The organism is Undibacterium sp. GW821-FHT07F11 (genome assembly GCF_059418665.1).
Map to the genome: position 1 here is coordinate 702,109 of NZ_JBWKQH010000003.1, position 22,584 is coordinate 724,692.

Sequence of the window (22,584 nt, forward strand, 5' to 3'; positions counted from 1 at the left end):
CCCAGTCTGATTTAAGATAGGTAGACAAACTTTATCGCATTTCCGCCAAATTAGGATTTATCATGGCAATTGACATCCTCACCGATACCCGCCCCCAGGCGCCAGACAAGCGACCATCGTCTGAGCGTCCGGTGCGTCTGGCCGCCAGGAATTTGCCCACAGAAGAAATCATCAGCATGCACAGCCACACTTGGGGGCAATTCACCTATACGCCCCAGGGCATGATGCAGATACTGGCAAACAATAACACCTGGTTTGTGCCGCCCCTAAGAGCAATCTGGATACCACCAAATGTGGCGCATGAGGTACGCATCATAGAACCCTCGCATCTACGACTGCTGAACATTCATGCCGATTTTGCACCTTTTCGCGGTACCGATTGCCTGGTACTTGAAGTTTCGCCATTACTCAGGGAATTGATTGCCTGTATGGAAGTGATAGAAGTCGCCAGCCCACGTGAATTTCATATTGCTGCGGTCATCATGGATGAATTACAAGCAGCAAAAGCACTGCCTATACGCCTGCCCATGCCCAAGGATAAGCGGCTTAAAAATCTGTGTGAAATTTTGCTGGCAGACCCGGCTTCAGGTCTGACAATGGAAGATTATGCGGTACAAGTGGGGGCATCTTCGCGCACTCTGTCACGCCTGTTTGAGCAAGAACTCGATATGTCATTCACTGCCTGGCGTCAGCAAATGCGTTTATCCAAGGCTTCGCCATTAATTACCAGCGGCATGCCTTTGTCGCAAGTGGCGTCTGAACTTGGTTATGCCAGTCAGTCGGCATTTTCTGCCATGTTCAAAAAAACCTTTGGTGAATCCCCTTCAAGTTTTTTCAAGCAAAAGTAAGCTGGCACTGCGATACATGTCTTGCATAATTCCAGATAAAAAAAGGGCAGCATTTACACGCTGCCCCAACTTGCTTTCCTACAAAGGTATAGACCGGTAATCTATCCTCAAGTTCAATCCGTTTTCAGGCGAGTTCCCCGCCTTTGCTAAATACCAGTTCATGGTCTTTGGCATCAATTGCAATAATATCCTTAGGCCCGAATTTGCCTTGCAATATCAGTTTGGACAAGACATTTTCTATCTCTTGCTGGATAGCTCGTTTCAAAGGTCTTGCGCCATACACAGGATCGAAACCGGCCTCGGCGATTTTTTGCAGTGCATCCTCGCTGACCTGCAAACCCATGTCCATCTGACGCAAACGCTGCTCCAGGGTCTTGAGCTGTATCTTGGCAATCGCTCCTATGTTTTTTGCATCGAGTGCATGGAAGACCACGATTTCATCAATACGGTTAATGAATTCAGGGCGGAAATGGGTTTTGACTTCACCCATGACAGCCATCTTGATGACTTCTGGATCACTGCCTTCCATGGCCTGTATTTGATGCGACCCCAGATTCGATGTCATGACGATCACAGTATTTTTAAAGTCCACCGTGCGGCCTTGTCCATCTGTCATGCGACCATCATCAAGTACCTGCAACAACACATTGAAGACATCATGATGCGCTTTTTCTACTTCGTCCAGCAAAATCACGCTATACGGTTTACGTCTTACCGCCTCGGTCAGGTAACCGCCCTCTTCATAGCCAACATAGCCCGGTGGCGCACCTATCAAACGGGCAACCGAGTGTTTTTCCATGAACTCACTCATGTCGATACGGATCAAGGACTCCTCCGTATCAAACATGAAATTCGCCAGCGCCTTGCACAACTCCGTCTTACCGACACCGGTAGGTCCGAGGAACAGGAAAGAACCATAAGGGCGGCCAGGATCACCCAGACCAGAACGCGAACGACGAATGGCGTCAGACACTGCGGTAATCGCTTCATGCTGGCCGACGACACGTTGATGCAAGGCGTCTTCCATATGCAATAATTTCTCACGTTCACCCTGCATCATGCGTGATACCGGTATGCCAGTTGCACGGGACACAATTTCTGCAATTTCTTCAGCACCTACCTGCGTGCGCAAGAGTTTCATCTTGCTGCCATCTTGCTGGTTTTTGTCAGCCTGGGTATCAGCCTGCTTAAGCTGTGCTTCCAGCTCAGGTAATTGACCGTACTGCAATTCAGACATGGTTTGCCAGTCGCCACGGCGTTTAGCCTCATCCATTTGCAGACGGATTTTTTCTATCTCTTCCTTGATATGGGTGCTGCCCTGTACCAGCGCTTTCTCTGCCTTCCAGACTTCTTCGAGGTCGGCATATTCACGTGACAGTTTACCTATCTCTTCTTCAATCAGGACCAGGCGTTTTTTGGAGCCTTCATCTTTTTCGCGCTTGACAGCCTCCTTCTCTATCTTCAGTTGTATCAAGCGACGGTCCAGCTTGTCCATGACCTCAGGCTTGGAATCTATCTCTATCTTGATTTTGGCTGCCGCCTCGTCGATCAGATCAATTGCCTTGTCTGGCAAGAAGCGGTCGGTAATGTAACGATGTGACAATTCTGCCGCTGCAACAATCGCCGGATCAGTAATATCGACACCATGATGGACTTCGTATTTCTCTTGCAAGCCACGCAGGATCGCTATGGTTGCTTCTACACTAGGTTCATCAACGATAATCTTCTGGAAACGACGTTCAAGAGCGGCATCTTTTTCTATGTACTTGCGGTATTCATCCAGCGTGGTTGCGCCTACGCAATGTAGCTCACCGCGTGCCAGCGCAGGCTTGAGCATATTGCCAGCATCCATCGCACCTTCGGCCTTGCCTGCGCCTACCATGGTGTGCAGCTCATCGATGAAAACGATGGTCTGGCCTTCATCCATGGCAATTTCCTTGAGCACGGCTTTCAGGCGTTCTTCAAATTCACCACGGTATTTGGCACCGGCCAGCAAGGCCGCCATATCCAGCGACAAAACGCGCTTGGATTTCAGACTATCCGGCACTTCACCATTGACGATACGCTGGGCCAGTCCCTCAACGATGGCGGTTTTACCGACACCAGGCTCACCGATCAACACAGGATTATTCTTGCTGCGGCGCTGCAAAACCTGGATGGCGCGGCGAATTTCATCATCACGGCCAATGACAGGATCAAGCTTACCCAGACGGGCACGCTCAGTCAGGTCCAATGTATACTTTTTCAAGGCTTCGCGTTGCCCTTCGGCATCCTGGCTATCAACATTATTGCTGCCACGCACTGCGGCAATGGCAGCTTCCAGTGCTTTACGTGTCAGACCACTTTCGCGTGCCAGTTTACCTGCTTCTGACTTGTCTTCTGTCAATGCCAGCAAAATCATCTCACTGGCAAGGAACTGGTCACCGCGTTTTTGTGATTCTTTGTCGGCCAGGTTCAGCAAACCCACGAGTTCGCGCCCGGCTTGCACCTGCCCATCTGTACCACTGACCTTGGGTAGTCTTTCCAAGGCCGCTTTCAAGGCATTACTCAATGCGGTCACATTCACCCCTGCCCTTTGCAAAAGGGAATGACTGCTACCATCGTCCTGGTTGATTAATGCCAACAAGACGTGCACAGGTTCTATGTATTGGTTATCATTGCCGACTGCCTGACTTTGCGCATCGGCGAGCGCTTCTTGTAACTTGGTGGTTAATTTATCGAGCCGCATGACTCTCTCCTGAAGAATTAGTTAGCATACAATTTGGGGCAGGCCAGCTAATTTCAAGAATAGGCAAAGCTAAACTCGCAGTGCATTTCACGATGTTTGTTTTATATCAAAGACCACATGGATTTACATCAGATACAAATTACTTATCTTCCCGATCAGGACAGGCTACTGCTCAAACTCTCGTTTGCAGAAAAAGATAAATCGGCCAGACAAGAAATAGACCTCTTGTTTACCCGCCGCACAACCATGAAGTTCTGGCCTGGTTTGCTGGAGGCCATGGGCAAACAAGTCAAGATGAGCAAACCCAGTGCCGCCCATGCCAGTTCAGAACTGGTGCAAATGGAACATGAAGCTTCAGTGGCGGAAATGAAGGATAGTGGCCATTTCAATGCGCCACTCGAAGATGATGTTGAAAGCTGGCCTCTGGGTAAAGAAGCCATGTTGCCAGAGAATATACAATTTCATGTCCATGCGAAACTGCCATTCAGGATGGAATTTACAGTAGCCGGTGGCAAGAATTTTGAAATTGCCATGGGCAAGCGTTTGCTGCATGGTTTTTGCAAATTATTCCAGGATGCCGTGGAAAACGCAGATTGGGGCTTCACCCTGGAAATGCTGGCCAACGCGCCGGAGGCACCTCCGGCGGGTATGCTGAACTGAGTTGAATAGCAAAGCCAAACAAAGCAAGCGGCAAAATCTTAATCGAATTTGCCGGATTTTTTAAATTGATTGGTTGCCTCTACCAGTGCAGCAGCAATACCATGCTCACCACCGGAATGGCCTGCGTCAGCGATCATCTGCAAACTTGCTTCTGGCCAGGCCTGGTGCAGCCTGTGTGCAGTCACTGGCGGGCAAACCACATCATAGCGGCCTTGTACGATGACAGCAGGTAAGTGACGGATGCGGTCTATATCCTCAATCAACTGATCTTCGCGCATGAAGGCACCGTTGATCATGTAATGCGCCTCCAGCCTGCCCAGGCCTATGCACATGGCGTCTGATTCAAAATCAGCAATGGTATCTGGCTGCGGTAGCAAAAAGATGCAAGAACCTTCATAACGGCTCCAGTTACGTGCGGCTTCCGTATAAATAGCGGGATCGTCACTGAACAAGCGTTTGGCATAAGCTTGCAGCAAGTCGTGGCGCTCTTCTGCTGGCACGCCTTCGGCAAAGCGCTGATGCACCTCCGGGAAGAACCATTTCATGCCATTCACAAACCATTCCACCTCAGCCTTGGTGCACAGGAAAATGCCCCTGAGGACAAAACCCAGGCAACGCTCAGGATGCGTCTCACCATAGGCCAGCGCCAATGTAGAACCCCATGAGCCGCCAAAAACCAGCCATTGTTCTATGCCCAGCATGACGCGGATTTTTTCTATATCGTCCACCAGCAAAGCCGTGGTGTTATTGCGGTATTCACCTAAAGGCAGGGATTTTCCCGCACCACGCTGATCAAACAGTACGATGCGATAATGCGCAGGGTCAAAAAAACGACGGTGATTTGGCGCTGTGCCTCCACCTGGCCCACCATGCAGAAAAATTACGGGTTGACCATCAGGATTACCACTTTCTTCCCAGTACAGGGTATGGGTATCATCGACTGGCAACATGCCTGTACGGTACGGCTCTATGGCAGGAAATAAAGAACTTGTATCAGCGCTCATATAGATAAAAGAATAGAGAAGAAATGGATAAGGTAGCTCAGAGTGTTAGCGGGGATTATACCCATGTGTATTGAGAAGCAATAGGCAATATTGCAACATCTGTTTGTGTATTGCAGTATAGACTTTTATTTTTTATGATGTTGTTTTCACATTCACCGCCCATCATGCCCTTATCAGATATCCACGCGAACTTGAATGGACGTGAACAATTACATGTCCCGGGCCTTTATAGCTATTGGTCACGTACAATGGCAGTCCTGAATGGCAAAGGTACTGGACATGATCCTGAATCTCACAGGGATCGTTTGCTATTGCATGTGCTTGGGTTGGGTTTGGAACAAACAGCACAGTATCTTTCACAAAACCAGCCAGCCTTTGCAGATTTCGAGGCATGGATTGTACAAACAGCAGGCCTGCCGCCCAGTAGCGCCATCGCCCGCCTGCAAAATTTGCATCACGGCACTGCACTCCCGCACGATGTCTCAAGCTTGTTTGAGAACGTGAATAACATGCCTGAGGTGTTGAGTGAAGAAGACATGCTGCACTGGTCAGAGCATGGTTTTGTTATTTTGCATAATGCCGTACCCGACACAGACTGCGAAATGGCTGCCCAGACCATCTGGGATGCTCTGGATGCACGTGAAAACGATGAAACATCCTGGTACCACAAGGGACATGCCAATATCATGGTGCAGTTATTCCAGTCTGCCGCATTTGAAAAAAACCGCCGCTCGTTACGCATCCACAAAGCATTTGCGCAATTATGGGGAACTGCAGATTTGTGGGCGACAACCGACCGCTGCAGCTTCAATGTTCCTGAAAAACCGGGTCATGTCTTTCAGGGCCCGGACCTGCACTGGGATGTAAGTTTGCAGCAGCCAGTGCCATTTGCAACGCAAGGTGTACTGTACCTGACCGATACCCCACCTGAGCAAGGTGCGCTGACACTGGTTCCTGGCTTTCATCGACGGCTGGCTGCATGGCTGGATGGGTTGCCTGACGATGTCAATCCCAGAGAGCAGGATTTACATGCACTGGGATCAATGCCGGTAGGTGGCAAAGCTGGTGACCTGGTCATCTGGCACCAAGCCCTGCCGCACGGCAGCCGCGCCAATCGCGGCAGAAAACCACGCATTGTGCAATACATCAATATGTTGCCCAGTCATTTGCAGATACATGAAGCTTGGCGTTGATCGCGCACCTGGCGCATCATCAGACAGTCGGTCAGGCAATCACTTTATAACTGGCAAAGCCGGCGAAACAACACACAATGGAACCCAGTAAATGGGCACCACTATGCAGCAAAGCCCAGCCATAGTCACCACGATGCAAAAGGCTCATGGATTCTGCTGAGAATGTGGAGAAAGTCGTCAAGCCACCCAGAAAACCGGTAATCAGGAACAGCCGCCACTCAGGTGAGAGATGCGGGTTGGCAGAGAAAAAAGCAACAGCAAAACCAATGACATAACCGCCTCCAAGATTGGCGATCAGGGTCCCAACCGGGAACAGGGGCAAAACACCATTCAGCCACAATCCCAAAGCCCAGCGTAACCAGGCACCGATTGCAGCTCCGACACCTACCGCCAATGCACCCAGCCAGCTCATGCAGCCTCTCCTGCTTTTGTTGGCGGGCTCCACTTTTGCAAGGCCAGATCATCAGTTTCACGTGCATCTACCCAGCGCGCACCCTCTGACGTTTGTTCTTTTTTCCAGAAAGGTGCCTGGGTCTTTAGATAATCCATGATGAACTCGCAGGCAGCAAAAGCATCGCCACGATGACGTGTCGCCACTGCCACCAGAACAATCTGATCCTGCGGTTGCAAGGGACCTACCCTGTGGATCACGAGGGTATTGATCAAATCCCAGCGTGCCTGCGCTTGCGCGACGATCTGTTCCAGCGCTTTTTCTGTCATACCTGGATAATGTTCCAACTCCATAGCGCTGATATCCTGCCCATCGTTGATATCGCGCACCAGGCCAACAAAGCTGACCACGGCACCTATGCCAGGATTGCCTTGACGCAGTTGCACCAGTTCGGTATTCAGATCAAAGTCAGCAGTTTGTACCCGGATAATCATGTATCACCCCCCGGTAACCGGCGGAAAGAAAGCCACTTCCGCCCCTTCACTGATAGCGGTATCCGGTTCACACATTTGCTGGTTATACGCCATCCGCAAAGCGCGTCCTGGCGCCAATACTTCAGCCCAGATATCACCACGCTCGGCTAGCCAGGACCTGACTTCGCCTACTGTGCTTATACCTTCTGGCAAGACTACTTTTTGTTCAGACATGCCCAATTTTTCACGGACACTGGCAAAAAAACGTAATTGTATATTCATCATCTAAAACACTAGAAATATGGGCAAGCAAAGCCAGACAGATTACATCAGGCTGCCAAAGGGAATATATCGTACCAGTTCGCCCTTGCGTATGCCCTGACCTGGCGCAAGATCGATCAAGCCATCGCCCCAGACTGTTGAAGTCAGTACGCCAGAACTTTGATTGGGGAACAAATCCAGGCCACCATCCGCATTCAGTCGGGCACGCAAGAATTCATTGCGTCGGTCTGGTTTTAGCCAGTCAAAATCGGCACGCATCTGGTAAGCAGCAGGTGCCACCTTTTCCACACCCTGCATACGCAGGATAAATGGTCGTACGAACAGCAAGAAAGTAACAAAACTGGAAACTGGATTACCCGGCAAACCCATAAAGAATGCCTTGCCCACTTCACCAAAAGCCAAAGGCTTGCCCGGCTTCATGGCTATCTGCCACATGTTCAGGCTACCTTCAGCTTCAACGGCCGGACGTATATGGTCTTCTTCACCTACTGACACACCGCCGGACGTGATGATGAGATCATGGCCCTGACTGGCACGGCGCAAGGTATCACGTGTTGCATCCAGCTTGTCTGGCACGATGCCATAGTCCGTCACCACGCAACCCAGGTCTTGTAGTAAGCCCGTCAGGGTAAACCGGTTGGAATTGTAGATGGCCCCTGGCTTCAAGGGCTCGCCCGGCATAGTGAGTTCATCACCGGTAAAAAATACGGCAACCCTGGGCTGACGTAATATGGGTAATTGCGCCAGACCTACTGAGGCTGCCAATCCCAGCTCCTGCGCCCGCAAACGTGTGCCTGCTTTCAATATAGTGGCACCGGCCTGAATATCTTCCCCCTGGCGACGCACCCACTCACCGGCCCGCGGCTGGTGCTTGATAGTCACGAAATCACCGTCTGCCTGACATTGCTCTTGCATGACAACCGCATCTGTCCCCTCAGGTATCATGGCGCCAGTAAAAATGCGCGCAGCCGTACCTGGTTCCAGTGCCTGGGCGACATGACCAGCCGGTATCCTTTGTGAAATTCGCAAACGAGTCTCACCACTGACGCAATCACTGGCACACACGGCATAGCCATCCATCTGTGTATTGTCCACAGGTGGCACGTTCAATAAAGACGACTGGTCCTGAGCAAGAATGCGGCCATTGGAGGCGATTGTTGCAAGCGTTTCCCTCTCTTCAATGGGGCGCACGGCTGCCAATAAAAAATCCAGCGCCTCTTTGGCGCTTAACATGGGTTTGGACATAGTTCAGATTTCCACTTCAGCTTATGTAGTATTAAGCTGCATTGTAGCCTGAGTCCCGGCGATTGACTTATGAGAGCGCCACTAAGCTTTATATGAAATCTGAAAATAAAAAAAAACACACGCAATGAAGCATGTGGATTTTTTATTCAATACAGTCAAGACGGGTCTAATCCATCGTGGCATGCACGCTCAGGGTGCCAGGACCATTTGACCGTTCTGATAAGTCACTCTGATTCTGTCGCCTACACGATAATAATTACTTGGCTCAACCAGTACTGCACGCTGGTCGCCATTGGGCAGACGCAAAGTCAATTCCAGCTTGCGTCTTGGGGTGGAATTGCGCTCCATTTCATTACCGATAACGCCGCCGGCAATCGCCCCACCTACAGTAGCAAGATCACGCCCAGTGCCTTTACCGACCTGATGACCAAGTACACCACCAAGCAAAGCCCCCACCACTGCACCACCACCAGAAGAGCCGCCGCTACCAACATTCACATCACGCATGCCCACAATAACCGCTGTGTCCACATAGGTATTTTGATATTGCTGCGCAGGATAATTCTGAGGGTTTTGCCCATAAGCCGGATATTGCTGCTGGGTCTGATATTGCTGAGGATACTGATTCTGCGTTTGAGCAGGATAACGCTGGACCGCACATCCTGTCAGTGCAACCGCAACTGCGATGGTAGTCAGGATAGTAAGCTTGCGCATGATGAACTCCGAAAATAGGTAATGTAGTCACTTAACGCGACAGCAAGCTTATTGTTGACTGGATGCGCCGAAATATCTCTCGAAATAACAATCACTTACAATTTCTTATCAAAAAGAAAATCAATCAAGACATTGCTTCCAAGTCGTTTTTACTCCCGTATTCAATTGCACCATAGACCATTTCCAGGACATTTGCGTCGCAACTGATACGAATCAAATACTAATAAGAACGATTATCATTTACTTTCACATTTCATTTCGTTACAATTACGCTCTGATTTTTTTACATTCCTACCTCAGCCATTCTTGAAGAAAAGCCAGCGGTATTTTATTTTCATTATCATCCAGGAAATATCATGGTTCACATCAAGAGTCGCAAACACACTAATTTAAATTCGCGCATCAATCACACGATGACAGTTGCCGCAGCAGCATTTTTGCTGCCTATCGCCGCCCACGCAGCTGACCCTGCTTTGCCAGAGGTTAAAGTTACCGCAAAAACCGAGAATGATTTCAAGGCAGACAAAGCATCTTCCCCTAAATACACTCAGCCGCTGGTAGATACTACTCAGACTATTACTGTCATCAAACGCGAACTCATTGATCAGCAAGGTGCCTTGACACTGACTGAAGCCCTGCGCAATACGCCAGGCGTTGGCGCTTTCTTCCTCGGTGAAAATGGTAGCACCAGCACTGGTGACAGCATCTACATGCGTGGCTTTGATGCCTCCAGCAGCATTTATGTAGATGGTGTACGTGATTTAGGCTCGATTTCCCGTGACTTGTTCAACATTGAACAAATCGACGTACTGAAAGGCCCTGCCGGCACGGACAGTGGCCGCGGCGCACCTACAGGCTCCGTCAACCTGGTCAGCAAACAGGCAACTCTTGATGATGCCATCCTGGGCAATGCAACTATCGGCAGTGGCAGCCAAAAACGTATTGCACTGGACTGGAACAAGGCTATCAGTGCAGAACAAGGTTCTGCATTCCGTTTGAACGTCGTGGATCAGGATAGTGGCGTGGTTGGCCGTAATGAACTCAAAAATAAGCGCTGGGGTGTTGCTCCATCCTTCGCCTTTGGCCTGAAGTCGCCTACCCGTTTCTATCTGAATTACCTGCATGTGCAACAAGACAATGTACCTGATGGTGGCGTACCTACAGTAGGTCTGCCTGGCTATACCAGCCCGGACCCAAAACGCCCTTTCATCAGTACTGCACCTAAAGTCAATCCAGAGAATTTCTACGGCTCTGTCAATGACTTTGACAAAGTCACAGCTGACATGCTGACTGGCCGCATTGAACATGACTTCAGCGACAAGGTAAAACTGATCAATACAGCACGCTACGGCAAAACCAGCCAGCATTACCTGTTGACCTCTTTCATGGGTTCAACTGCCAATCTGTTGACACCCTCAGTAACTGATCTGTCTACCTGGACACTGGCGCGCGGTACCCGCACGTTAAAAGACCAGGAAAATGAAATCCTGACCAACCAGACTAACCTGGTGGCAGACCTGGATTTGGGCGGCCTGAAACACAGCGTGGTCGGCGGCATTGAAATCACCAGCGAAAAACAAAATACCTGGGGCAATGATGGCCTGGGTACATTGCCAGCAGCTAATTTCTACAATCCAAATCCACGTGACCCGGTCACTGGCCTGAACCCGGTACGTAATGCCGTCTTCACCCGTGGCGCAACCAATACTGCCAGCGCCTACGTATTTGACACGATCAAATTCAGCCCTGAGTGGCAAGTCAACGCAGGTGTACGTATTGACCATTACACGACAGACTATTCCGCCGCCAGCTTGTCCACTGCTACGGCCAATCCCACTTTACCAGTTGGCACATTAATACCGACCAACCTGAACATGGCCGGCAACCTGGTCAACTTCAAACTGGGGGCATTGTATAAACCAACCAAGGACAGCAGTGTCTATGCATCGTATTCCACTTCCAAGCAGCCGCCTGGTGGCTCCAACTTTGCCTTGAGCGCATCTGCCAGCAGCGCCGCCAATCCAAAGTTTGATCCGCAAGAAACCAAGAATATGGAAATTGGTACCAAGTGGGATTTGCTGGAGCAGAAACTGTCTTTCACAGCAGCGATCTACCGTACCGAAGTATCCAATGAAGTCGTACAGAACCTGACAGACTTGCTGTACTACCAAACAGGCAAAAAACGCGTGCAAGGTGTAGAGCTGGGCGTGACAGGCGCGATCAACCGCAACTGGCTGGTCAGCGCAGGTTACACGCGCATGGATACCAGTGTTGAAAGTGGCCCACTGGTGACTGCCAGCGGCATCAACAACCTGAGCTACACACCTAAGCAAAGCTTCACGGCCTGGACTTCTTACCAGTTACCTATGGGTATCAAAATTGGCGGTGGCGCTCGTTTTGTTGATGCACTGTTGCGCGGCACTGATGGCGCAGTCGGCACACCGGCAAAGACTGAAGCGTATTGGGTATTTGATTCCATGGCCAGCTATGCCATCAACAAAAATATAGACCTGCAATTGAACATCAATAACATTGCAGACAAAGTCTATGTTGCTGCCATCAATAAGAGTGGTTACCGTTATACTCCAGGTACACCAAGAGCGGTCAGCCTGACAGCAAATGTAAAATTCTAAAGCAATCAAACTGGCCCCTCTCCTGGAGGGGCTTTTTTCTGGAGCATTCGTAATGATGTTACATATACCTGGCGTGCTCAGCCGTGAGCAAGTCAGCTCAATAAGACTAAGGCTGGACGCAGCAAACTGGGTTGATGGTAAGCAAACTGTAGGCGCACAAGGCGCGCAGGTAAAACGCAACCGTCAACTGCCTGAGCACTCTGCATTGGCACAAGAACTGGGTCACATCGTTCTGGCTGCATTAAAAAATAATCCCCTGTTCTTTGCCGCTGCGCTACCCTTGCGCATCGTCCCCCCACTGTTCAACTCTTATGCCGGTGGTGAACACTATGGCCTGCATGTAGACGGCGCGGTGCGCAATGTCGCCACTGCCGCCAATGTCAACTACAGTTTGCGTACCGACGTATCTTCCACCTTGTTCCTCTGTGACCCGGAAGAATACGATGGCGGCGAACTTGAGGTAGTCGATACCTACGGCACCCATGAAGTGAAATTGCCTGCCGGTGACTTGATACTTTACCCCTCCACCAGCCTGCACCAGGTCTTGCCAGTCACCCGTGGTGAGCGTGTATGTTCATTCTTGTGGACGCAAAGCATGATACGCGACGACGCTCGCCGTACCATGCTGTTTGAAATGGACCAGAACATCACCCGCCTGCGCAGCTTGCTTGGTGATAGTGCAGAAGTATTGAGCCTGACAGGCCAGTACCACAATCTCTTGCGCATGTGGTCAGAGACCTGAGCTTGCTTGTCGCTTGCAAATTAAACAGCAAAGCCCGCAAAGATAAATTTCCATACGGGCTTTCTTACTTAAAGGTAAACTTGCCTTAACCGAAGACTCTCCATTCCAGCCAGCGCACTCAGACCAGACAAACATGAAACTAGACAAGCACACCAGCCAGTCTGCCAGGAGCGTGGATGTTTAAGCCGTTTGCCGATTATCTGTCGAATAAGAGATTTGCATCCCTGGATGGCTTGCGCGCCATCAGCATCATCGCCGTCATCTGGCATCACACTGCGCCTGCAGGCATCAATGAAATACTGGCGGCCATAGGCGCGCAGGGTGTGCAATTGTTCTTTGCCATCAGCGGTTTTTTGATCACGACCTTGCTGTTAAGAGAACGTGAGCGCAATGGCAAGATAGACCTCAAGGCATTTTACTTGCGCCGCTCACTGCGCATTTTCCCGTTGTATTACGGCACACTGGCGCTGTATATTCTACTGGTTTATGCATTGGAAAGACATTCCGAAGTAGGCCAGGCTTTTTTTCACAACCTCATCTACTTTGCGACTTACACCTCGAATATCTTCGTCGCCCTGGATGGACGGGTGATCTTTTATTTTGCCTGGTCACTGGCAGCGGAAGAACAGTTCTATCTGGTGTGGCCACCACTCTTGTTACTGGCGGGTTCCGTCACCAGAGCCAGTATCATCCTGATCAGTGTCATTGCAGTTTGCGTAGCGAGTCAAATGGCAGGGCTACATGCATTCGATATCATACAATTGCCCATCGTCATCGGTGCCTTGCTGGCGATCGGCTTGAACAATGAAACGCATTTTACCTGGCTCTATCGCATCCTTGGTCAGGCATGGTCAGTGCCCCTGCTCTTCATAGCACTACTGGCTGTCTTGCTTACTAGTGTATTACCTGGCTTTGTTGCTTCAATATTGTTTGCCGCGCTGGTTGGGGCTTGCGTGATTCAGGAGCACCATCCTCTGGCCCCCATACTGTCATTAAAACCCATCGCCTATCTGGGGTCGATCAGCTATGGCATGTATATGCTGCACATGTTGTGCAAAAACTTTGTCACCAAACTTTTTGCTGTCTTGCAGATTAATGAACCAGGGATTGCGGTTTTCTTGCTGACGCTGATTGTGACGACCATCCTTGCCAGCATCAGCTTTCGCTATTATGAATCCTGGTTCTTGAACTTAAAAACCCGGTTTGAGCGTTAACACAAAAATCAGGCACGTTGCCAGGCGAATTGCTCAAGCCTGGTGGCCGATCTCCTACGACCCCTGTGATCAGCACTGGCATCAAACAGCGGTATCAATCCGGCAAAACGAGCGGCCCAGGAATTATCTGCTCTGAACTTGCTAAGACCATCTACACTGCTGCGATGTCGCAGGCAAGTCTTGAGCAAAGTCGTAAAATCACTATCCCCGTTGTATAAAAACACCCCGTCCTCATCTGCCCGCAAAGACATCTCGCCAAAGTCGGACGACAATACCGGTATTCCCAGCGAACGATATTCATAATATTTGATAGGATCAACTGAGGCCGTCAGCAGTTTTCGCTTGAACGGTATCAAGCCTACAGAAAATTTCTGCATGGCCTGCATGGCACGCGCATGGCTGCATGCCGGCAGGATTTGTACATTTTTTGGCAATGCGCAAGGTGGCGGCGTGAACACAGGCCCTATCAGGCGCACAAGGGCACGCGGCTCAGTGTTGATCAGGGACGATGCAAGCTTCACGACTGCATCCCAGTCGAACCAGTGCCCTATCGTTCCCACATAACCATAGACGGGTGACTGCTCTGACCTTGGCAATGCAGGTGGCAGGTTATCACTGTCACAGGCATTCAGGATCAGGCTCAGTTTGTCAGCCTGATCAGAAAAACGAGAAACGGCGCTGGAAGAAACCACTATCTTATTGACCCTGGCAGCCAGCTTGCCCTCTGTATGCTCCATGGCCTTGCTGGACAAGCCTTCATAGAAGGCCGGAAAATCATCCATCGCGTCATACATGGAGGACATCTCAGGGTAACGCGCCAGCACCTGCAAGGCCAGCTTGGATGGCTTGCCAACAACTATCTGTGCCTTGCCATTGACGACAAATGCATCTATCTCCGCCATGGCCTTGCGCCAAAACCATTGCTGCAAAAATCCGGAAGCAGGCAAAGGCTCTATCGGCAAGGCAGGAACCTTGACCAGTGTCAGCCAGCCCGCTTTTTCTGGATTTTCTTTATCCCTGACTGTGCCAGCAACAGCAGATACCTGCGCAAATTTTGAAGCCAGCACACGTTGTACATCGCTCATGTCTGGAAAACGCGTAGGATACGGGTCTACCCACAATACTCTGGCGTTGAATTGCTGGTGAAACCAGCGCACAAACTGGTGGGGTCTTTGGGCAAAGCTGTTCCAGGGAACAGGCGAGAGGTAGACGAGGCGCATCATGCAGGCTCGGCTTCAAGTGCAGCTTCGGTATCACTATCGGTAGAATTATCCTGAGCTGCATAGTATTGCTTGAGTACCAGCACGATCCGCCCGGCTGCCAGGCCATCGCCATAGGGCGATACACCTCTTGCCATCTCCTTATAGGCAAGCTCATCATCCAGCAATTTTTGTGTCTCTGCGACGATATTGTCGTAATTTGCGCCGACAAGCTTCACCACACCCTGCTCTACTGCTTCTGGCCTTTCCGTTTCTTCACGCAGGACCAGCACAGGCTTGGCCAGCGCTGGCGCTTCTTCCTGCACCCCACCAGAATCACTGATGATCAGATAAGCACGCTTCATCGCAGCCACGAAAGGCGCATAGTCCAGAGGTGCGCACAAATGAATATTGGCACTCTCCCCAAGCGTTGCATGGGCAACTTCCTTGACATTCGGGTTTGGATGCACAGGGTAAAGGAATTGTACATCTGGATTATCCTGTGCCAGCTTGAGTATGGCACGGCAGATATCTGCGAAGGGTTCACCAAAATTTTCACGCCTGTGTGAAGTAATGAGTACCATGCGTTTGCCTGCATCCAGTTCCAAACCCAGGCTCAGCTCACGCTCCGCCGTCATCAGCAAGGCATCAATCACTGTATTGCCAGTTACGATGATGTCACTATCTGCCACACCTTCACGCAAGAGATTCTGGCGTGAGTTTTCTGTTGGCGCGAAATGCCATTGAGCGAGGCGGCCGGTCAATACCCGGTTTGCTTCTTCTGGAAATGGATTTTGCTTATCCCATGTACGTAAGCCCGCTTCAACGTGACCAATAGGTATGCGGTGATAAAAACAAGCCAGCGATACCGTCATGACAGTTGTCGTATCCCCCTGTACCAGTACCACATCCGGTTTCTCTTCCAACAAGACCGCATCCAGATCCAGCAACATGCGGCCAGTGAGTGTCGTCAATGACTGGTTAGGGCGCATCATGTTCAAATCAATATCAGCTTCAATATCAAAAAATGACAGCACCTGATCCAGCATCTGGCGATGTTGTGCCGTTGCCAGTACCCTTACCTGCGCCCAGGGTTCTTGCTTCAAGGCCAGAATAACGGGGGCCATCTTGATGGCTTCAGGACGGGTACCAACGACACACAATATTTTTTTCATGATGATTTACTTTCAGATTCAGAAATTACTGTCCATGCATTTCAATGCAGTGAAGATTTTTGAAATGCCTTTTCCATCGCCCTGGCCCGACAATCCCAGTCATTGGCATCCGCCAGATCAGCCAGGCGTTGGGTAAATTCAGGGGCATCTTTCACCGCAAAGGCGGCATCCAGCGCAGTGCTTAAAGATTCCACGCTGTTGCCAGAAAATACTTCTTCAAACGCGACACACTCCGCCATATCCCTGGTCACAACCACAGGTTTTTCCAGCGCAAAGTATTCAAATAATTTGAGGGGTGAAGTGGTACGGGCGATTTCGCCGGGGGCGAATGGAATAAAACAAACATCAAACTGACGGGCATAGGCTGGCAGGATTTGATAATCCACCGTCCCCATATACAAAAGATTGTCAGCCTTCACCAGTTTGTCTGAACCACCGTAGTAATCAGGCCCGATAAACACAAAGCCAAGATCAGGGCGACTGGCAACCAGATCAGCCACAGCCTCATACCACAGCCAGGGAGCAAGCGCGCCGAAATAGCCAACTACCTTGCTGTATTTGGCGCGAAAATTTTGCAGGTTTTGCGGCAGCGGCGTACTCAAGTGTTTGGGGTGACGGTAATGCGCAGTATCCACACCGTTTTGTGCGAGGATGACTTTATCTGCGCCGACTGCAGCAACGGCTTCTTCATGCAGTTTTTTGGCAGATGCCACCACATAATCTGCGCCGCCATTGAAAGCGAAATCCTTCAGTGCCAGCAAACGGCGCACGTTTTCTGCATCGCCGCTGATTTGCGGGTCAATATGATCTATGTACTCATACACCAGCGTGCCACGCCTGCCGTTTTCCAGTAACAGCTCTGGCGTATTAGCATAGGCAGTTGAATACAAGGAGCGCACCACATCCTGCAATTGATTGACTTCATGGCGGTTGGTGATCCAGACATTTTTCGCCACTTCCCTGCAGCCCTGCACATCATCACCTGCCCAATTGTCAGTGCGGTAAATCACCAGATAGCCAAGACGGCCAAAGGCAGCAGCGATATGCTGTGGTCGCTGGTACAAAGGTACATTCCAGTCAATCACCAGTTCCTGCACAAAGATGCCCTTGTAATCTGCGCGGCGCGACAATACTTTTTGTTGAAATTCAGGCCAGCTCAAATCTGTGTTTTTTACCATTTTTACAGCGACAGGTGTGCTTGTGTTACCAGCGATTGCCGGAATTCCTGCAGCCACCAACTGCGTTGTATTAAGAGGTAAAGCTGACGCTCTCACCCAGCGTACAAAATCATGTCTTGGGCCATGCAATGCCCAGCGCATTTTTGCTGGCAAACGCCAGAACATGAATTTGGCAAGGTCATAACAGGCGCGCCCAGGGCTTTGAAAGAACTGTCCGGTAAAACGCAAGGGCCGCGTCAATATCCAGGAGTAAGACTGCGTCATCTCCCTGATAGCTTGCTCCTTGTAATGCACATCCAGATTGAGCCTGCTGATTTGCGCATCACGAAGGTCCAATTGCTGAACCAGCTTGTCGTAGTCATCCGCTTTCTTTTGCAGGCTGTCTGTCAAACTCTGCAACTCGGATTGAGCTTTGCCTTGCGCTTGCAATGCATGTTCACGACTCACCAATTGATCTTTCAGGCCGAGTATCTGTTGCACCTTCTTGTCTATGTCTTGCTGTAGTTTTTCACATTTCAAAAGCAATTCGGCGATATCCAGTTGCTGCTGTTGACAGGCCCTTTCATGTTGCAACAACATGTGCTCATGATGCACGCTTTGCAACTCAAGCGATTTTTGAGCTTGCTGTGCAAACTGCAATTGCAGTTGATATTCGCTCAGCGAAGTTTGCAATTGAAGCAATTCAGATTGCACATCTGTTTGCATCATATGCACATGACTCAGGCGCAAGCCCAGTTTCTTAAGCCAGTTCATATCCGCATACATCAGTATGATTTGCTCCCCCTGCCACAGGCTATCTGGCAAAGGACGACAATCCAGCACCTTGGCCCAGATCAGGTTGAAACCATTTTCCAGTTGTAGTGGAATATTCTCTGGCAAGAAAGAATAGAAATGCTCGCTCTCACGCTCCATCTCACGGTAAGGCAAAGCCAGAACCAACGCTTTCTTCGCCCGCTGACTCAGCGTTTGCAAAACCTGGTAAGGCTGATGAAAATGTTCCAGCGTATTCGAAGAAAATACTACATCAAATGCGTCCTGATCTGATGCAGATGACGCCAGCCAGTCCGTATTTGCAAACTCCAGGGCGGGATAACGTGTATGCGCCTGCTGTATCGCCGCAGCAGAAAAATCCACACCCTTAATCTGATCAGCCGGTACATAGCTGGCCCAAACATCAGTACCATCTCCTTGTGCACAACCCCAATCCGCCACGCTTAATTTCTCTTGCCGGATTTGATCCAGCAACCAGTCTGGCAATTGCTGAATGGCGATGCTGGCAAAGAAACGCGATTGTTTATCGCCCTTGCAAGCGACCCAATCATTTTCAAATCGCGCATCCCAATAAGCGCGGGAATTAATTTCTGTTTGCATGTTCGTGTTATCTATCACTGATTAATTTTGATGAAGAGTGCTTGATCACCTTCAGGCAGCCAGTTTTTTTAGCTTCAGGTCGAGTGCAGGCGCAACAATCTCTTGCGAGATCGGCGGTTGAAACAAACCAAAAAAGCGCTGATCCGCTAGTGAAGAAAAGTAATGCGCACCCTCTATGTATTCGTAGTAGTGAATGTCACGGTGCAGGCGATTTTCTACCGCGGCAACCAGCAGATATTTACCAGTGACCAGTGGGTTGATGAGTTTGAAGCTGACTTCAAATTCTTCATCGTCCGGCAATCGCCTGGTTTCAAAATCATGAGTAGTCGAAACGATCAGGTCACTGCCTTTTAAATCCTTGATGGAGACAGCAACGCTTAAATGTTCTCTGTCTATGCTTTGCGGTATGCGCAGGCTGATCCTGATCTCCATGCTTTTGCCCCAGTCATGGACATCGCGACGCGCGCCACTGGCATCCAGCACGGCAGCAGAAAGTATCAGACCCTTATGTGAGCCCCAGTGAGTAACTGGCCTACTATCAAGTGCAACATCTTCCACGGCCACTTCAGTCAGTGCATTTCCCAACACAGGGACATTGGCAGCATGCATGGCTTCATGTTCGTCATCATCGCTGGCATCATCATCCTGAAACATCATTTCCATGTAACGCCCAGTCACAGGAAAGACATCGCCCTGCTCCAGCATGCGTCCCTTATCGAGCCAGATGGCGCGGTCACACAGAGTGCGTACTGAACTGACGTCATGGCTGACAAATAAAATGCTTGCACCAGTTTTTTGTATATCTTTGATACGACGCATGCATTTGGCAACAAAGCGGGCATCGCCCACAGCCAGCGCCTCATCCACGATCAAAATCTCAGGATCAACATGAATCGCAATCGAAAACGCCAGGCGCGCATACATGCCGCTGGAATAGGTCTTGACCGGCTGATCCAGAAAGTCACCGAGCTCTGAGAAGGCCAGTATCTCGCCCATACGTTCCAGCATCTGCTCTTGCGGGAAACCCAGGATCGCCGCATTCAGCAAAACATTTTCGCGACCTGTAAACTCGGTATTAAAACCAGCCCCCAGCTCCAGCAAGGCAGCCAGCCTGCCATGCGTCGCCACCGCGCCAGATGTTGGCGACAGTGTGCCGCATATCATTTGCAACAGGCTGGACTTGCCACTGCCATTGCGACCTATAATGCCCACCGTCTCACCCGGCACAATCTCAAAGGACACATCTCGCAAAGCCCAGAATTCCCGGTAGTAAGTCTTGGAACGAGATAAAAGCATTTGCTTCAACCTGTCCTGCGGCTTGTCGTAGAGCTGGTAACACTTGCTCAGTTGCTCTACCTTGATAGAAAACTTAGAGGACATCAGCAAACCCCTTGCGCGTCTTTTGAAACCAGGCAAAACCCAGCCAGGCAACAACACCAGACAATAAAAAATAAGCCAGCCAGCTTTGCCAATCCAACGGCTTACCCCAGATCATGGCGTCACGGCTCTGCTCTATCACCTGCGTCAAAGGGCTGACTTGAACCAAGGCACGAAAGCCATCCGGCAAAGCCGCTATTGGATAAAACACCGGCGACAAAAATGTCAGCACTGACACGGCAACACCCACCACCTGATGTATGTCACGAATAAAAACACCCAACGAAGCCAGCAGCCAGCTCACACCCAGGCTCAACAAAACCAGCGGCAGCAAAACCAGAGGCAGGATAAAAATCGTCGCAGGCGGCACACCAAAAAATATCGAATAAAAAATCAGCCAGACTGTAAAGCTGACCATCAAGTGAAAACAAGCAGCCCCCATCACCACTACAGGCAAAATCTCCAGAGGAAAAATCACCTTCTTGACGTAATTCACATTGCTCACCACCAGACCAGGTGCACGGCTCACGCATTCAGAAAACAAACCAAACACCATCAAACCCGCAAACAATACAAGTGCAAATTCCGTCTTCGATTCAGACCCACCAGCCCAGCGCGCCTTGAACACCACACTAAATACAAAGGTGTAAACCGCCAGCATCAGCACAGGATTAAAAAAGGACCACAACAAACCCAGCAACGACCCTTGATAACGCATCAGCACTTCACGCTGTATCAAACTCGCGATGAGCCTGCGATGCAGGCGCAATGAGTTGAACAAACTCAAAGGTGTAATGGACGGTACTGCGTGTGGATTCATTCAATTCATTTCAAAAAAAATCGCAGCGTACTGAGAGCCGCGAGCTACCGACATCTACCTGAAAAAAGCACAGACGAAACTCATCCTCCCTGCAGGGATAAAGAATGTCCAAGGCTTGAACAAGTTGAAGTAATTAATTTTCGCAGCACAAATACATGCACTGCTCCCCTGTCCGGCGACCAGAGGCCAGACTCATGCATAAGAGCTCGTACAAGTTCACATCATGCAAACGCAAATCTATTGAGCATCACAGATATGCAACTGACGCACACTGTTTCAGATGGGGATTATAGGGAGAGGTGATAAAGAGTATTTCTAACAAGTGTCGTGCAATTGTATGCAATTTGTACACATGTGAAATTATGGGATCGATAGCCGTGTTGAATACAGTGTGATTCGTCAACCACAAAATGGGATGAAGTTGTTGCAGCAATTGTTGGCGTCGATTTGCAATAGCCGCGATTTGATCTGACAGCTATCTGATTTCTTCAAAGTTATTTTTCATGTCTAAATGGCGCATTGAGCACTGATTCAGGCGAAATGACATAGCGCTCAAAAAAATCATCTAAACTTTTTGCGACACAAACAGGTAGGCGATTATCGAAGCCATCAACCCAGACTTCCGATACAGCCTCTGAAACTGGCTTTAGTCGGAAATGATAGCAGTCTAGAAGATAGTCTGAAAAAATGATCCCACATGCTGACAAATCATGATTCGCATCCGAAATTTCTTGTAGAGACCAAATTCGCCAATTGTCATCATTCATATTTGGCATTCCACCAAGAGACTCATACAACACGACAACGTCGTCTGTGGCATGAGCACCGATACCATTAAAAATTTGGTGTACAACTTCCTTCGGAAATGGAGGATGTATCCCAATGTCTTGAGATCTCCAACGAGCAACAAGTTTGACAATATTGGACTTGAGACTCATGAAGTCCAACCAATCAAAACGAATTTCACGATGTATCTCATTATCTCTCCTAATCGATTATTTTAACAAACGAGAGTGTGCGAAAAAGTCAGGGTACCTCACAAACAGGGCAAACAAGCAAAATCAACCAATCCGAAAAGCCATCTCTGTGCGTTTGCTAGCTGAATTGATAATCATCTAGCCGTCCCCCTTCGGCAAGCACTGAGAGATAAAGTTACGGTGCAAACCTACTTTATCAAAGGAGAACGGCATGTTATTTTGTGGCATAGACCTTCATTCGAACAACAGTTTTGTAGTCGTCTCAGATGACAACGACAAGGTGTTGTTCTCCAAGCGGCTCCCCAACAATCTAATGGAGGTATGCGCTGCGCTCAGCCCCTACCGACAAGAGCTGTGTGG

General features: G+C 49.7%; 19 protein-coding genes. 6 read left to right on the forward strand and 13 right to left on the reverse strand.

All coding sequences use genetic code 11. The features are described from left to right. Positions 1-62: 62 nt before the first annotated feature. Complete coding sequence (locus AC07OI_RS10500; RefSeq protein WP_492706056.1) at positions 63-848, forward strand: AraC family transcriptional regulator; 786 nt, start codon at positions 63-65, stop codon at positions 846-848. 124 nt (positions 849-972) lie between these two features. Here the strand turns inward: AC07OI_RS10500 and clpB are convergent, their stop codons facing one another. After that, positions 973-3,576, reverse strand: coding sequence for an ATP-dependent chaperone ClpB (gene clpB / locus AC07OI_RS10505; RefSeq protein ID WP_495257157.1), 2,604 nt, complete (start codon positions 3,574-3,576; stop codon positions 973-975). A gap of 117 nt (positions 3,577-3,693) precedes the next feature. Here clpB and AC07OI_RS10510 point away from each other — a divergent pair, with 117 nt between their 5' ends. After that, positions 3,694-4,236: a hypothetical protein gene (locus tag AC07OI_RS10510; protein ID WP_492706052.1), complete on the forward strand. Its 543-nt coding sequence runs from the start codon at positions 3,694-3,696 to the stop codon at positions 4,234-4,236. A gap of 38 nt (positions 4,237-4,274) precedes the next feature. Here AC07OI_RS10510 and pip read toward each other — a convergent pair whose 3' ends face one another. Next, positions 4,275-5,240, reverse strand: a complete 966-nt coding sequence (gene pip, locus AC07OI_RS10515) for a prolyl aminopeptidase (RefSeq protein WP_495257158.1) — start codon at positions 5,238-5,240, stop codon at positions 4,275-4,277. Between the two features lie 248 nt (positions 5,241-5,488). On the opposite strand from pip, the gene AC07OI_RS10520 reads away from it, so the two are divergent. Beyond that, positions 5,489-6,433 (forward strand): phytanoyl-CoA dioxygenase family protein, encoded by a 945-nt coding sequence (locus AC07OI_RS10520; protein ID WP_495257159.1) that lies wholly within the window; start codon positions 5,489-5,491, stop codon positions 6,431-6,433. 31 nt (positions 6,434-6,464) lie between these two features. Here the strand turns inward: AC07OI_RS10520 and crcB are convergent, their stop codons facing one another. The 5 genes from crcB to AC07OI_RS10545 form a co-directional block, all read right to left on the reverse strand. After that, positions 6,465-6,845, reverse strand: coding sequence for a fluoride efflux transporter CrcB (gene crcB / locus AC07OI_RS10525; protein WP_492706047.1), 381 nt, complete (start codon positions 6,843-6,845; stop codon positions 6,465-6,467). Next, positions 6,842-7,318: a molybdopterin synthase catalytic subunit MoaE gene (gene moaE, locus AC07OI_RS10530; protein ID WP_492706045.1), complete on the reverse strand. Its 477-nt coding sequence runs from the start codon at positions 7,316-7,318 to the stop codon at positions 6,842-6,844. Before moaE ends, crcB begins: the two co-directional genes overlap by 4 nt. 3 nt (positions 7,319-7,321) lie before the next feature. Beyond that, positions 7,322-7,579 (reverse strand): molybdopterin converting factor subunit 1, encoded by a 258-nt coding sequence (gene moaD, locus AC07OI_RS10535; RefSeq protein WP_495257183.1) that lies wholly within the window; start codon positions 7,577-7,579, stop codon positions 7,322-7,324. 42 nt (positions 7,580-7,621) lie between these two features. Then, positions 7,622-8,824: a molybdopterin molybdotransferase MoeA gene (locus tag AC07OI_RS10540; RefSeq protein ID WP_495257160.1), complete on the reverse strand. Its 1,203-nt coding sequence runs from the start codon at positions 8,822-8,824 to the stop codon at positions 7,622-7,624. Positions 8,825-9,013: 189 nt separating this feature from the next. Continuing rightward, a complete protein-coding gene (locus AC07OI_RS10545) occupies positions 9,014-9,538 on the reverse strand; it encodes an outer membrane lipoprotein (RefSeq protein ID WP_495257161.1) in 525 nt (174 codons plus the stop codon). Between the two features lie 356 nt (positions 9,539-9,894). On the opposite strand from AC07OI_RS10545, the gene AC07OI_RS10550 reads away from it, so the two are divergent. The 3 genes from AC07OI_RS10550 (at position 9,895) to AC07OI_RS10560 (ending at position 14,127) form a co-directional block, all read left to right on the forward strand. After that, positions 9,895-12,171 carry a catecholate siderophore receptor Fiu gene (locus AC07OI_RS10550; protein ID WP_495257162.1) on the forward strand — a complete coding sequence of 759 codons (2,277 nt, stop codon included), beginning with the start codon at positions 9,895-9,897 and terminating at the stop codon, positions 12,169-12,171. A gap of 52 nt (positions 12,172-12,223) precedes the next feature. After that, positions 12,224-12,913: a Fe2+-dependent dioxygenase gene (locus tag AC07OI_RS10555; RefSeq protein WP_495257163.1), complete on the forward strand. Its 690-nt coding sequence runs from the start codon at positions 12,224-12,226 to the stop codon at positions 12,911-12,913. A 176-nt stretch (positions 12,914-13,089) separates the two neighbouring features. Then, positions 13,090-14,127: an acyltransferase family protein gene (locus tag AC07OI_RS10560; RefSeq protein ID WP_495257164.1), complete on the forward strand. Its 1,038-nt coding sequence runs from the start codon at positions 13,090-13,092 to the stop codon at positions 14,125-14,127. 8 nt (positions 14,128-14,135) lie between these two features. Here the strand turns inward: AC07OI_RS10560 and AC07OI_RS10565 are convergent, their stop codons facing one another. From AC07OI_RS10565 to AC07OI_RS10590, 6 genes are all read right to left on the reverse strand, one after another. Further along, positions 14,136-15,350: a glycosyltransferase family protein gene (locus tag AC07OI_RS10565; RefSeq protein ID WP_495257165.1), complete on the reverse strand. Its 1,215-nt coding sequence runs from the start codon at positions 15,348-15,350 to the stop codon at positions 14,136-14,138. Next, a complete protein-coding gene (wecB, locus tag AC07OI_RS10570) occupies positions 15,347-16,501 on the reverse strand; it encodes a non-hydrolyzing UDP-N-acetylglucosamine 2-epimerase (protein WP_495257166.1) in 1,155 nt (384 codons plus the stop codon). The genes AC07OI_RS10565 and wecB overlap by 4 nt, the downstream gene beginning before the upstream one ends. Before the next feature lie 41 nt (positions 16,502-16,542). After that, entirely contained in the window at positions 16,543-19,050 is a 2,508-nt protein-coding gene (locus AC07OI_RS10575) for a methyltransferase (RefSeq protein WP_495257167.1), read from the reverse strand. 51 nt (positions 19,051-19,101) lie between these two features. Beyond that, complete coding sequence (locus AC07OI_RS10580) at positions 19,102-20,430, reverse strand: ABC transporter ATP-binding protein (RefSeq protein ID WP_495257169.1); 1,329 nt, start codon at positions 20,428-20,430, stop codon at positions 19,102-19,104. Continuing rightward, a complete protein-coding gene (locus AC07OI_RS10585; RefSeq protein ID WP_495257170.1) occupies positions 20,420-21,247 on the reverse strand; it encodes an ABC transporter permease in 828 nt (275 codons plus the stop codon). Before AC07OI_RS10585 ends, AC07OI_RS10580 begins: the two co-directional genes overlap by 11 nt. A gap of 494 nt (positions 21,248-21,741) precedes the next feature. Next, a complete protein-coding gene (locus tag AC07OI_RS10590) occupies positions 21,742-22,185 on the reverse strand; it encodes a hypothetical protein (protein WP_495257171.1) in 444 nt (147 codons plus the stop codon). Positions 22,186-22,584: the final 399 nt, after the last annotated feature.

Excerpts from the sequence above, each read along its gene's own strand:
- AC07OI_RS10565 (WP_495257165.1), bottom strand. The coding sequence starts at position 15,350 with ATGATGCGCCTCGTCTACCTCTCGCCTGTTCCCTGGAACAGCTTTGCC.
- pip (WP_495257158.1), bottom strand. The coding sequence starts at position 5,240 with ATGAGCGCTGATACAAGTTCTTTATTTCCTGCCATAGAGCCGTACCGT.
- AC07OI_RS10585 (WP_495257170.1), bottom strand. The coding sequence starts at position 21,247 with ATGAATCCACACGCAGTACCGTCCATTACACCTTTGAGTTTGTTCAAC.
- AC07OI_RS10590 (WP_495257171.1), bottom strand. The coding sequence starts at position 22,185 with ATGAGTCTCAAGTCCAATATTGTCAAACTTGTTGCTCGTTGGAGATCT.
- crcB (WP_492706047.1), bottom strand. The coding sequence starts at position 6,845 with ATGAGCTGGCTGGGTGCATTGGCGGTAGGTGTCGGAGCTGCAATCGGT.
- AC07OI_RS10520 (WP_495257159.1), top strand. The coding sequence starts at position 5,489 with ATGGCAGTCCTGAATGGCAAAGGTACTGGACATGATCCTGAATCTCAC.
- AC07OI_RS10545 (WP_495257161.1), bottom strand. The coding sequence starts at position 9,538 with ATGCGCAAGCTTACTATCCTGACTACCATCGCAGTTGCGGTTGCACTG.
- AC07OI_RS10555 (WP_495257163.1), top strand. The coding sequence starts at position 12,224 with ATGATGTTACATATACCTGGCGTGCTCAGCCGTGAGCAAGTCAGCTCA.
- AC07OI_RS10550 (WP_495257162.1), top strand. The coding sequence starts at position 9,895 with ATGGTTCACATCAAGAGTCGCAAACACACTAATTTAAATTCGCGCATC.
- AC07OI_RS10540 (WP_495257160.1), bottom strand. The coding sequence starts at position 8,824 with ATGTCCAAACCCATGTTAAGCGCCAAAGAGGCGCTGGATTTTTTATTG.
- moaE (WP_492706045.1), bottom strand. The coding sequence starts at position 7,318 with ATGATTATCCGGGTACAAACTGCTGACTTTGATCTGAATACCGAACTG.
- AC07OI_RS10580 (WP_495257169.1), bottom strand. The coding sequence starts at position 20,430 with ATGTCCTCTAAGTTTTCTATCAAGGTAGAGCAACTGAGCAAGTGTTAC.
- moaD (WP_495257183.1), bottom strand. The coding sequence starts at position 7,579 with ATGAATATACAATTACGTTTTTTTGCCAGTGTCCGTGAAAAATTGGGC.
- clpB (WP_495257157.1), bottom strand. The coding sequence starts at position 3,576 with ATGCGGCTCGATAAATTAACCACCAAGTTACAAGAAGCGCTCGCCGAT.
- wecB (WP_495257166.1), bottom strand. The coding sequence starts at position 16,501 with ATGAAAAAAATATTGTGTGTCGTTGGTACCCGTCCTGAAGCCATCAAG.
- AC07OI_RS10575 (WP_495257167.1), bottom strand. The coding sequence starts at position 19,050 with ATGCAAACAGAAATTAATTCCCGCGCTTATTGGGATGCGCGATTTGAA.
- AC07OI_RS10560 (WP_495257164.1), top strand. The coding sequence starts at position 13,090 with ATGTTTAAGCCGTTTGCCGATTATCTGTCGAATAAGAGATTTGCATCC.
- AC07OI_RS10500 (WP_492706056.1), top strand. The coding sequence starts at position 63 with ATGGCAATTGACATCCTCACCGATACCCGCCCCCAGGCGCCAGACAAG.
- AC07OI_RS10510 (WP_492706052.1), top strand. The coding sequence starts at position 3,694 with ATGGATTTACATCAGATACAAATTACTTATCTTCCCGATCAGGACAGG.